At 42.7% G+C, this 13925-nt stretch carries 1 protein-coding gene (running past one end of the window); it reads right to left on the bottom strand.

Annotation, left to right across the window (positions count from 1 at the left end):
- Nucleotides 1–13925: part of a response regulator coding region (locus C4533_05255; protein RJP28373.1), annotated on the bottom strand (this coding region is incomplete at its 3' end). 32376 nt of the annotated region lie to the left of the window's left edge; the window shows 13925 of its 46301 annotated nt.

Raw genomic sequence — 13925 nt, 5'->3', positions numbered from 1 at the left:
ATATCATGGAAAATAGGTGTCTTAACCGTCTTTGCCTTTTCGAATATCCCTAAGACTGCTTCTGGCGCATAAGCTGCCTTTATCTCTCCATATGGATGGATTGTTAAATTGAAACTAAATATGTCTGCGCTAAATTCATCTGCTATTAACCCTCTGCGGTAACCAGACGACAATATAGTTTTTAATACACTATATATTTTAACCAATAAACCCTCATTAGCTGATGTCAAGGCATGGTACATCTCGTGGCCAATAACAAAAGCAATTTCAGCTTCATCTAACATATCTATTAACCCCGTAGACAAATTCACCTCAACGATATTCCTCTTTATGTCTCTAACTGCATATGCCTGAGGCCTATTGCTTCTATAAACATTCAACGAATATTTTGTAGCTGGGCTATTATCGGTAATCCTGCTTAAACTGACCTTGGCCTTCATGATTTCCCAAGCTGTCTGGACTTTCACCTGTATTTTTATTTGCTTAACCGGCGAAGAAGAAATATTAAATAATACTGTCTCTGCTATAGCAACTTTACCGTAAGCCTCAACCTTAGGTGCTGAAGAATTATGCAAATCCCCAGGCACAACTATATGGCTTACACCTGCGCCTGTAGCAATTAATGCAGCAACCGTATCTTTTGCTCTTGGAAGGACATGTAAATCTATATTTTCACTTGCGTTTAAGTTTTCGAACAGCTCTTCAGCACCAACATTTGGATTACCTTTATTTGCTTCGTTATAAGAAACAACTACTGTGATTTTGCCTCTCGCAACCTTCGCAACTTGCTCTATATCATGATTTATCGCTTTTGCAAAATCTTTCGGCCTTGCATGGCCAAGCACCAAAACCCTATTGCCACTATTATCTAAAGCAGATACTGCATAACCAACACAGGCATAACAATCATAAGTACCGGTTACTTCACTATCTTTGATACCATTAATAAATATCTTCCAGTTTTCAAATACCTCATAAACACTTATGCCGCTTTTGATCAATACAACTGCAGTAGAAAATTGCGCATGCTCATTGTCAACTAAACTATACCTAAAATGCTCTGCGATTGTCCTTCTATATATCGAGCCCCTGGGCCAATCTATAGGCATTTCACGTTCGGCTATTAAATTCTGATATAAAGCTACGAGTTTTTCATGCTGAGTTTCTGTAATCGGGCTGGATGACTGCTCTTCTGAAGAATCGGTTTGGCTAAGAGAGGTTATAATACCTTCTAATGCCTTCTTAATAAGAACATCCTGGGCAGTGATAGCATGGGCTTTTCTATTATTGATATGGTGGGTTATGCTGCTAAAGAATTCTCTTGCGTGTGTTACGCCTAAAACTTCTACTATAGCTAAGGCTATAATGTTAATAGCATCTTGATAATCATAATTATAATGCCTGAATAATTCTGTAAAGATAGCGTAAGGGCTGGTTTTAATTACAAGCCCGATATCTACAACAACAGGAGGCCCTCTTATTTCTTTGTCTTTAATCCTAAAGAGTATGTTCTGGCGCTGCATATCCATAACCGTATAATAAGCGCCTTTACCATTCATCTTGCTTAACATAACAACAATAGTCATCCATGTTTTAATTATATCCCTGATAACGTCTCCAGTAATACCATCCCTTACAATCCTGTGGGCTGCGGTTACGCCGTCAATGAATTCCTCACTATAAACTTTATACTCAAGTAATTCGCCTTCTATGTCTGACTGTTCTACTCCAATATAAATTCCGAATCTGGGAGTTACCGAAGCGCGCGCGCTTAAATCAATCAACCTCTTAATCTCTTCTTCCCTAAAGCCGCCCGGCCTTAGTTCTTTCTTAAGGGCGAAACTAAATGTTTCTTCTTGTTTTGTGTGAACTTCCACATAATAAACCTGCTTCTGGCTGCCACGCTCATGCTTCTTTACGTAGACAAAGCTAATATCTTCTTGGGCTCTCATAACAGTGAATATCCTTCTTATCGTTTCGGTAAGGAATCCGTCCCTGGCAAGCAGGCCTTTGATAACCTTTGCTTCTTGTTCATCAACCTTGTCGTCAAAATTGACTTCGATAGGGCTTGAGGTTCCATGACTGTATGTTATAGCTGTATCTTTGGCTAATTTTACCGGTGACGACGCCCCATCTTGCTTATCTTCTCTTATCGGGCTGGAGCTACCCTTAAAGCCAAACATTCTCTTGACCCAACCGAATAAGCCTCTTGGCTGTCCTGCCTTTACAACTGGAGCCTGAGAAACTTCGGCTTCATGCTGCCTTAAGGCTCTTTCTGCAGCTATTATTTCTTGCGCCTCTGCCAATCTTGATACTTCATCATTGCCTCTTTGGGCTTCGACTAATGCATCTTCTACAGCCTCCCTGCTATCGGATAACCTATCCTTTAAATTCAAAAGTGCTTCTGCCTGCTCTCTAGGCAAGATTGATAATAGCGGATTGGCTTCTTCTAAAGCTTTCCTTGCCTCATATTCTAACCTTGCTATTGCCTTGGCTTTGGCTTTTTCTAGCTTGGCCATTAATTTATCTTTTGCTTGTCCCGATAGCCCGGAATTACTAATTTCATTTTCAACATCAACAGCTAAATTATTTACTTCGGCTATGTTTTCTGCAGCGGCAAAAAGTGAGATGTTCTTTTCAACATCTAGCTCTACTGCTCTTCTAAGGGCTCTGTCTTCTCTGGCTTCTTCTTCCATCGCCTCCTGTTGGGCCTTGGCTGCTTCTGCCTTAGCATTAGCTTCATCAACAGCTGACTGCCTAATTCTTTCTTGAGCAGCAGTATAAGCTCTCTGTAATTTATTTAATAATGCATCCTTGGTGTTATCCTTTAAAGTTGACCCGTCTATATCTTGCATTATCCCTGCAACAGTTTCCTCTAATTCTTCGGTATTGACTACTTCCTCTAAGGCAGAAATTGCTTTTCCAATGTTTTTCTTCTGGCTATTGTTTCCGGCTCCAGGGGCTGTTTCTTCTTCGTGTTGGCCCTGCTCTGCTGCTACCTGGCCTAAATTAATACCATTGAACGGCTCACTTGATGCATCTGAAGCATATACCAAATCTACGCTATTTAACCTTTCCTGTGCGCGAGCATAAGCATCCTCTACTGATTCCTGTAACTGAGCTTTATCTTCCGCGCTTAAGCTTGTTTCTTCTATAGCAGCTAAGGCTACGCTACGGACATCATCTATTTCAGCCTGTAACTCAGGTCTGTTTTCATCATTGACTACTTCGGGTTCAAAATTATTCAGCTCATTGATCCAGTTGTTTATTTCCTGTTTTTGGGCTTTCTTCTGCCTCTTGGCAGCTGCTTTCTTAATCTTAGCTATTTCTTCTGCGGATTTCTGTTCTTGAGGCTCTACGGCTTCCTCTTCCGGCTGTTTGGCAGTCGTTGTTTCTTCGGCAGCCTTCTTATCTTTTAATTCCTGCTTTAATGATTTCTCAACGGCCTTCTTTTCATTTTTAAGCATTGCTAAGAGGTTGCTTCTTGTTGCCTCATCAATATCACCTCTTAAGTAAGCTGCCCCTACTGCTTCTATGGCTTCAGTATGCAATCTAATGAGCTCATCGATGCTTATTGCTGCTGCAAAATCCCTGGCTCTATTTGCTATTTCAGATATGGCGGCATTTGCCTTTGCTTCTTCAGCCCTGGTCTTTATACCGTTGGCTTTAGCCCTTAATCTTAAAATGGCGTTATCTGCTTCCTCGTTAACCACTGCCTCAGTCAAAGCTTTATTCTTTGCGCTTACTCCCTGTCCTTTTCTGCCGTTAATATACTGCAATGCTGCTTTTCTGGCGTTTTCTACTTCTTCCTCTGTCCTAGCTCTCCTAATCTTATCTAAACTTTTCTTAACGGCGTTAGGAACATTGGCTTTTGGCAAGCTTACAGGGCCTGCTTCAAGCGCATCCTGCATAGCTCTTTCTTCGGCTAACTCTCTATCGGCAACAGCCTTAATTGCTGCCTGTTCTGCTTTTATGGCTTCTTCTTCAGCGGCTTCTTCACTGGTAATATCGCCTTCGGCTGCGGTTGTAACCGGGGACTCTTTTGCGGAATCATCTGTTGAGGCTGAATCAGCTGTAGCTGCAGTTGTAGAAGTCACAGCTGGTCCTTTGGCTGCAGCTTCTTCTTGGCCTTTTTCAGCTGCCTTTGGAGCAGATTTATTCTTAAATACCCTACGTATAGCAGCCAACCCAAGAAGTGCAGCGCCTGCACCGGCTAATAATATAGGTAATAAATAATTATTGGTATTCTCATGAACTGGTGTTTCCGAATCAGTCTCAGGATTTGTATTTGTTGTGCCATCTTCCGGCTGAGGTTCGGATGGCGGGATTACTGACGGTTCTTCTGAAGATGGGGCATTACCTTCTTCAATAACGGTTTCTGTCTTTGTGCTTGGTAAAACCTCGCCAACATAAAATCTGTTTCCAACATGAGTGATATACTGCGGAGGAACCGAATTATTATCAATATTCGCCGTATCGTTCACCACCTGATTTACACCATCAAAATACAACGCAGGGTATTCATTTCCCACGCCAGCGTTTCTGGAACCCCTGGCAATACCTCCAGTGGTAAATTTAGCAGGGTTCTTGCTTGTCCATGTGGCATCGATATCCGTATAATATCTTCCACTTATCGGATCATAATGATACACATGTCCGTATTCATCAACCTTATCTTCATAAGAAATAGGGACTGTGCGTGTTACCTGGACAGGCGTAACAGGTTCAGGTAAAACTGATACAACCGCAGGTGGTGCCTTAGGTTCTACGGTAGCCTTACCATTATTTCTATCTACTGTCATTGGCAGGCATGATTTAAGGAAGATTACTAATAAGAGAACGGTTATGGCAATTACTCTGAAATATTTATTCCTTAATATCTTGCCAATATAAGCTAACAACGACCTTTGCTTTTTGTTCTGATCATCGTCTTTTTTATCATCCCTGGCCTTTTCTGCCTTAACAATAGTAGAATCTGCCGTGGCTTTATCCTTAGCCAAACCAGCCAAATCTTCTTTGGTGTCCTCTGAGAGGCTAAACCCAGGCACCTCTTCTGCTAATTTTGCTTCAACCTGGGCTACTAAATCATCAGCCGTACTTTCTTCACTATCATCTTCGGTTGTAGACACGGCTAATACCGCAGTTTCTACACCGGTTTGCTCATCTTCAATATCTACTACACCTAAGGTATCCTTAACAGCGTTGTGGGCTAATTCTTTTGCCTGTTCTTCTTCAACGCCATGCTTCTCCAAGTCATCAATTAATCCTTTTACCAACCTGTCGTAGAATATGGCACCTGCCACAAAAGCAAACTGATACCAGAATGACAATAACTGGTCTGCCGCAGAAGTAGGAACCATGCCGCCGTCATATTTAAATGGATGCTTAAAGAAATCTTCTGCGCTTTCCATTGTACCAAGATTAGGAACAGCGTGCTTTGCTAATGAAGGATTGGATTCAATAGCAGCTCGGACTTTCTGGCGCCAATCTTTCTTATCCAGTTGAGGTAAGAAATTTGGAACCGAACTAGCTAATACTAAGCCTTTGGTTTCAATGTGCGGGTAGAATATACCAAAAAGTGCCTGCATCATCAGAGGGAATGTCTTAAAACCGGAATCGATGAAGCGCACTTTTTTCATTTTCCCATAGCCTAATGCATCTAATTCTTCTTTTATCTTATTAATCGCTGCCTTAAATCCGGCATCGCTCTCCATCTTTTCCTTTATGGCTCTGATAAAACCTTCTAATAGTTCTTTTGTGCCATGAGAGGTATGATTTAATGAATCTATTGTGCTGCTCATCCATGAATAATATGCAAAATTATTTCTGCTTATATAATAGAGCCCTGCGCTAGGCATATCGTCATTGAGCAAATCTACAACAGCGTCTGCAGGGAAACACAGAGCCATATCTCTCGGGAAATAAACATTGGCGTACCCTCCATTACCGTTTGCTTTAGCCTGTTCACCTATAAAAGCAGCCATTACCTTTGCAAACGATTGCTGGTCAGAGCCATTTTGAATATCAGCAATGATAGAATCTCTTGCTTTGGCTAATTTCTGGCGCTCGCCCTCTTCTTCGGTCCTTCCTGCTAAAAGGTCATGAAGAGTATTTACAGCCTGCGCTGCTGTATCTTTTATCTCTTGAGAAGAAATCCTGCCCTGCTTAGCTCTATCCAGAAGCGGTAAAACAAATCTTTCAATTGTCCCCCAATACAGAGGATCAATAAGATCTCCTTGAGAATATTGATCCTTAAATAACGGTATAGGGGAAGAAGCAACGGCTCGTAAACCTCCTGTGGCGAGTTCTTCATTGGCTTCTGCCGAACCACCATTAATTATGCGAGCCGTTGATTCTGTATACCGGGATGTGGTTATGTTTTGCTGCTTCGATCTTACCTGCGATGATGCTTGCATCCTCGCCATATAGCTGTTCCCAGCTGTCTGCTCTACCGTTACGGGTGTAGATGTTGCCATTATCTTCGAAGATGAGGAATAAGCGCATATGGCCTGTAATGTTCTGCCTAGCTGCTGCAAATACTGTCCTATCTTTGATGAACTCAACAAGGTGGTCAAATTCAATCTCGTTAAAATTGAGCTGAACCATTTTGCACCTCCTGTTACAGTTGTATCAGAGGCCACAGAGGGGTCAGTCCCCTGGAGGTTATGGGGCTCTACAGCCTCTGATAACAACAATGCCGCTTTTTCTGTTTCACCTGCCACGGTAGGAACAGACAGCGGCTTGGTTAATAATTTTGTGTTCTTGTGTCCTTGTGTCCTTGTGACTTGGGGTGTAGTTGTTACGAGGGCTCCAGCAAGAGGGGTCATTCCCTGGAGGGGGGCTCTCGTCAAAGAGCCCTCATTAACAACAATCCCTCGACTGCGCTCGGGATTATCCTGAGCGTAACGAGGGTTAATAGCCGCATCTTCTCCTGCCACGGAAGGAATCTGCGGCCGAACTAATCTATCTGTTGATTCCCTGTTAATATCTTGAATAGCGGACGAAGCAGCAAAATCCACTGCTCCTAACTCAATAGGTGAGATTAAAGCGGAATTTACATTATTTGTGACCTTGTGACCTTGTGACCTTGTGACTTGATATGGCGGACCTCTAGCACTTATGGTTTCAACTGGATTTATAAGGAATAATCCATGAAGCCATTCATGGATTCTGTTATTTAATGCGGGTTTTATTAAACTTACTTTACCTTTTAAGGTAGCACTCGCCCAACCACTGGTTTTGCTACCAAAACCTGTTACGTTTGCAACATCTTTTGCTGCAGGTGATGCATTCGTTTGTTCCTGTTTAGTTGTTGTTACAACTATTGAACCTTTGCCTTCGGCATTCAAGCCTTGGGCAAACCTTGTATCATCTCTGGATAAACCATTGACGATACTAATTGCGCTGCTATATTGATTGTCTCTCCCGCTTATTTCACTACCACGACCTGCGAATGGGAGATTCGCAGCCGCCACGTTAATACCACCGGCCTGGCCAAGCATCTGGACACCGAACGTGCTCATGTCCTGATTATTCGCATCCGCTGCCATTCCAATGGCTGATGAGGTTAAAAGGCCTCCTACAACCGAACCCAAATCTTTAGGTATAACCGGCATTACTTCTATTATGAGCCTGCCGCCGGCTCCATTACCTGTACCTGTGCCGTTGCCATTGCCATTACCAGAACCGTTTGAGCCTGTGCCAAACCCGGAGCCGCCATTTCCAGAACCACTACCACCTGCTACATTTATAGGTAAGGCCTGGGTCTTGCCCATGCCAAAGCCTAATGTACCTGCAGTATTAGGATTAAATGGCGCTTCTTCAATAGGGCTGACTGCTATTGGAGCTATGACTGGGGTCTTTATTAACTCAGCCGGGACACTTGATGCCAAAAGGCTGTCTAAGGAAATTCCCTTAGCTGCAGGTATGGCTTGGATATTGACTGCTGGGGTTTGTGGCAAATCCAAAGCAATATTAGTTTTGATTAACGGGCTGCTGACTGATGCGCCTGTAATATTCGGGGTAGCTTCTGCAATACCCACTAAAACTCTAGTCACAAAAGCAGGGTCAAAAGCAACTCTGCCATCATTTTGAATCTTGAGCGGTACAGATATTTGGCTATTTAATAATACATCTGTTTTGTTCAATACGGAACTAAGCGCTTCTACGCTAGCATCAAACATACGTTGAGCAAACTCATAATCCTTAGTATCTCTGCCAGCCTTACCCATATTCTCGCTGGTTGCCTTAAGTGCGGCTGCTTTGTTGCGTATATCGATTACCGCAAGATCACCGCCTGTGCCTATGCTATCACCTATAATATTAAGTTCGGGGTTGTCACTATTTGTAATCCAAGGATCAACGATAGCTAACAATGAATCTGTAACATTTATAGCCTGTTCCTGCCAGCCTTGAGGCTTTGCTGATACTATCTGTTGGTATTCATTGCTAAGTGACTTTAATACTGCTATCTGCTCAACTGTTACCGGTGAAAGCGAAGCCATATCTATAGAAAGATTCGGAACAGCCTCAGCTAAAAGAACAGCTTCTGCATCAGCTAACTGCGTTGAAAAATCAGCCAAAACTTCCTTGGTACGCTCTATCTCCGCAGGATCCCTATGATGAGATTCTAAGCTCTCAAGCAAGGCGCCAGAAACTCTCACTTGTTCTCTTAAATTAGCTACCTCTCTGACTTTCTTTGCATAATCAAATATATTTGCGTCTATCGGAGATGAAACAGCTTCAGCAGCCTGTTTTTGCTGGTTGCCGGCTACTACTTCAAGAGTCTTAGCAAGAGCCAGTATATCTACTCTATCGCCCTTTAAGCCTGTTTCCTGTAATCTTGCCCTTACTCTGTTATAGCTGTTTTCTGCGTAAGGAGGCAGGGTCTTTAACTTATCAGCTATACCCTGCTGGCCGGCTCCCTCAAAAGCCTCAATAGCTTCAACCTGATAATCATAACCTGCTAAAGTATAGGTATCCATGTTACCCAACAGATGATTCTGTACAGGTATCCACTTGTCCCTTGTAAAATCATAATAATCTATAAACTGGGCAGGTATATCTATGGTATATTGAGAAGCATTCGCGCCTCCGGGTATGAATACTTTTTCAATTCCTCTATTGGCAAAATAATCCATTACATCCTGATGGCGGATCCTTAATAATGCCGGTACTGAGCCGTAATCCCTGCCTCTACCTAAATACAACTGGCTTGGTCTGGTGTTCCTATCTACGACGGTAACAAATACTCCTGGTGCCTCAGCACCCGAGAATCCTGGATGAGTCTTAAGCTTGCCTTCTCTTGCTATGTTGCGTAAATTAACAACAGATGTTCCATGCAGCGTATAACCGGTTAATTCCTTAAGACCAATATTATCTTGCGTCAATCTCTGCACGTGGTTTATTACTGTGAATGTATATTGATCCGGGGTAATTAAACCAGTGCTATATCTCTTATCAACAATCTCAGTTATCTCCAGGCCATCTTCTGTGTCTTGCTGGAATTTTATCGGTGAGGAGACTTCAGTTGCTGAAGGAATGTCTTCTGTCTTAGCTATAGCGCCCAATGCTGCGGCGAGTATCTCTGATCGGTTAACAGGAGAAGAAACTTTCTCCTGGTCCAAACCTCTTATTGCCCTAATCGCAGCCAAGCCATCATTAGCTAACTTTACATCTGGATCTAATCCGGCATCTGTCTTCATGAACAAATGCATTCTTGCGGGGTTACCAAGCAAACGGTTAGCTAAATAATGCGCTCCTTCATGGGCAAACAAAACAGGTGCTATCAAGGCAGTTACTGCCTGGGCATATCTGCTGTTACTCACTCCCACACTGCTGACAGTAGCTTCCCGCGGCATTGTATCAACGACAGCCTGTAAGCCGGATATAGCAGCAAGAGTTATTGCATAATAATCTGTAACACTGTTTACTGGCAGACCTTTATAAGCCACGTACCCTAAACCAGCTGCCATACCAAGGCTTGCCAGCGGCCCGGCTAAACTTGTAACAGCTTTCTTCCAGCCAGTTAATTCTTTTTCGGTAGAAACATGAGGTAATAAGACTTTCTCTGCTTTATTTATAGGTAAAGCGATTGTTGTAGGAAGTATATTCTGGATATTAGCAGCTTCGATAGGGGTAGTTATAGCGTTGATATTTCCAATCTCCGGTACAGCAACCGGAGGAGCACGCGCTCCGGTTTCATTAGTAATCGGCGAACTTATGTTTGGCACGTTAAAAGTTGCGACTTCACCAGCTCGTAGCAATCCAGGTAAACTAATCTTACCTTGTGGTAAAACTACGGGTGAAGAATTTTCTACCTTACGAGATTTCAACAGGTCTTCTCCCATAGTTTTCCCATCATCATTCACAGAACCCGTAGGTGCTGACATAGCAGGTTGAGTGGCTAACCCTGGGTGGTGCTGTATTGGAGTTTCCGTCTTTTTTCTTGATAAAGCAAACTGCCTGGCAAAACTATCATTATTAAATATCCGTTCAAGCATCTCCTCATCGCTTAAAGCCGAGGCTCTCTTTATAAGCGTATTTACATTTCGAGTGCTTACTCCTAATACCTTATTACGCAAATAATAAAAGAACGAGCCAAACTCTGGCCTATCGGAATAAATGTCACCGTCCAGAAATCTTAATCCGGGATTGCTTTTTAAGGCTTCCAGTGCATCCATGGTACTTATGGTCCTATCAATAAGCTCATTTACCCCCATCTCTCTCATAGATATATCTAGGTCCTCAACGCGTATTCCTGTTAATTCTGAAACCTTCCTGAGTAAACGCATGATTCTCTGCTTATCAGCATCCGGAAGCTGAGCGACTTTATCCAAGTCAACCTTGCCCTCGCCATTAGCAAGTTTGGCAAGTATAGGATGGTAAAACTCGTGGTTGCCTGACCATAAATTAAATTCACCGGTTAAATCATAGCCGATTGACAGATTTCCGTTTTCGTCAGGTATATACATATGATTTGCCGTTCTGCTTATTTTAACTCCATCTTGCTGCGCTTGTGAACTGACTGTTTCACCCGTTGCTGTATTGGAAAGCGTTTCGCCATCAACGACTTCTACCGGAATTATTCCCGCATTCTGGCCTAACAAAGTTTTACCACCTATTACAAACTCTTGTTCTTTGCGCCTTTCTGCTGCCATCTGTAATAATGGATTCATTATTTTTACCAAAGGTTCAAAAGAGTATCCTTTTGTTTCTAAGACTTGCTGGCGTAAACTATCTACGTTTACTCCTCGTGCCATCAAATCCCTTTCATAAGTGTCAATCATACCTAATGCTTGCTCTTTATTAAACATCCTTTGCCTAGATAAAAGGCCATAAGCCCTACTAAAAGCAAACTTGACATTCTCCGGCGATATCACTCCAGAACCGACTCTTCCCTTTAACGCTCCTATCAATTTTTCTACTTCTTTCTCTTTCAGCTCGTAACCTCTTAAAGCGGAAGCTGCATAACTCAAAAATTGCGAACCTCTTATTTCCCATGACCTTCTTCCAACAAAATCCTCAGGTTTAAACCTCGCAGCCTCCTGGAAATCTTCCGAGAACATCAAAGGATTCCCCATTAACCAACCGACAAGATGCTGGCTGGCAGATTCTTCATTTAAGTCAGATATTGCATCCTCGTATGAAGACTTGACTACATTTAGCTTGGATATTCTATTCTTCAGCATCATGGAACCCAGGAATGTCTTTATAATTCCGCCACCTAATGACGGCAATAATTCGCGCCTGGCGCGCAGTTCATCGACCATATCATCAATGCGACCGATCTGCTTGGTAAAAGCCTCGCGGACTATTTTATATGGGCTATTGGCATTAACCTCAGCTGCCTGTGCTGCCGGAACTTCCACAGTTCGATTTGATTCCAGTGTAGACATGTCTTCTCCTACCAAACCATCACTTGCATATGTTTGATCAGCGTTTACTGACGTATGACGAGGGAAGAAGACTCTTCCGGTCTTCTGTGTCCATAAACTAATATCGATCGAAATTGGTTTCTCTCTAGGAGTCTGTCCCCACCTGAAATTAGTAGGAACTGCTCCCATAGGAGCTAAAGAAATCCTAACATGCTCTGCTGGTTTTTTATCTAAAAACCTGTGTGTACCTGCAAGGCTCCTACGTACAAAATCTCCTGTCCCCTCAACTGCATAGCGGCTGCTATCAGCCATACGGTAAATCATTCTCTGGGCATCAGCGCTGATTGGATCGCCATCCTTACCTGTATATATAACCCTATACCTCTCCATCAGTTTGTCTAAAAGCTGTTGCCCGTATCCAAAACCCCTGACCTTTGCCTCCATAAGCCTTATAGCAATGCCATCTCTAAATGGTTCAATCTCTGCTTGAGCAAGCTGATTGCCTTTCGCATCAACCAACCAAACGATATGACCATCTCCCTCTATTCTTAAAGCTTCTGCTGCAGGAATTGTTGAAGGCCGCGCAACCCTATTTTTGCTTTGGCCTGCGTAACCAAGAAATTCCTCGGTTATATTATGTGCTGTCATGGTACCCAAAGCTTGTCTTAGCTCTGGAGAGCTTGGTATAAGCCTACCTACCCGCATAAGTTGTTGCTGCCTAGTTAGACGCATCTCTCCTAATTCATGCAAACGCACAGATTGTTCTCCGTTGTAAACAAGCACTGTGACTCTTTCTCCATTTCTGCCTACACCACTATAACCCAGGCCATTTCTCCCCAATGTCTGGCTGGCATTTCTATCCACATATTCAAAATGGACATAGTCTACTTTCCTGCCAGAAGAGACTGCATTATCATATTCTTCCTGGCTGGAGATCCTCTGCCCATCAAAGGTTCTTCCCCAAACAACAGGAGCAACTCCCTGCCCCCTTAATTCTTCTGTTCTAGTATCAACTTTGTGCTTCACCTTGCTGCTAGTTAAGCCTTTTGCTCCATCAGCAGCAAAAACAGGCACTGAACCCTTAACCTCCAAATCTCTACCCACCCTAACTGCTTTTATCCCATCAAATGTATGATTACCGGAATCATCGATTCTTCCCATTGTAGTCAAAGAATCAATATAATTATCTACATCCAGGCGAGTTGCCCGCGCATAAGCCATATCAACAGAATCCCAGAATATTTCTTCGTTGTTATCTGCGGCTCTATACAAACGCTGCCTTAAACTTCCGGAACCATCAAAGCCGTTACCTAACCAATCATACATTGTGCTGGCAGGGACATATTTTCTTGAATATGCTCTCCCTGTACCAAAATTATCAAATGCTTCCTGGAACCACTCCATGTAACCCATTAAACGGGAGTATTTTATTCTCCCTTCTTCTGTACCCAAATTCGGTAGGCTACCGTCCTTAATTGTCACATCGTCACCAAAAACTTTATTCCTTGTAATACCTGCACTCATAAATAAAGATTGTATAATTTTGCCTGACATCCATTCCCTGAAATACTCTTCAAATATGAAATCCTGTGCTCTGCCTGCGACTTTGGCTAACCCGCCAATAATTCCTTTTCTGTCAGCCAAACTTCCGAAGCTTATAAAGCGGTCCCCCATCTTTTGAGCAAGGAATTTCTGGGATGGACCCAATATTGGCATATTCATTAATCCTTTATGTAATACTGGCCCGACAAAATACATAGTTGCGCCAAAAAATAAACTCTGCCATACGCTATCAGCGCCAGAACCAATACCGATCAAAGACCTGAATTTTAGCCCACCCGGATCCATTACTTCAATTTCTTCTATTCGCTTTAATATTTCTGGATTATTTGGGTTTTGAGCCAGCTGGGATTTTAAACCACTTAACATTTGTTGTTTAAGTTCTACAAAAGAACTATTCCCTAATATCTCCCTGCCTATATAATCCAACACGCCTCCCTTGCCCTTGTATTTAGATAACACATTACCAACTTCAGGCATAACGCCCAT

The organism is Candidatus Omnitrophota bacterium (assembly GCA_003598025.1).
Lineage (GTDB): Bacteria > Omnitrophota > Gorgyraeia > Gygaellales > Profunditerraquicolaceae > Profunditerraquicola.
This window is presented reverse-complemented; position numbering and strand designations above follow the sequence as displayed.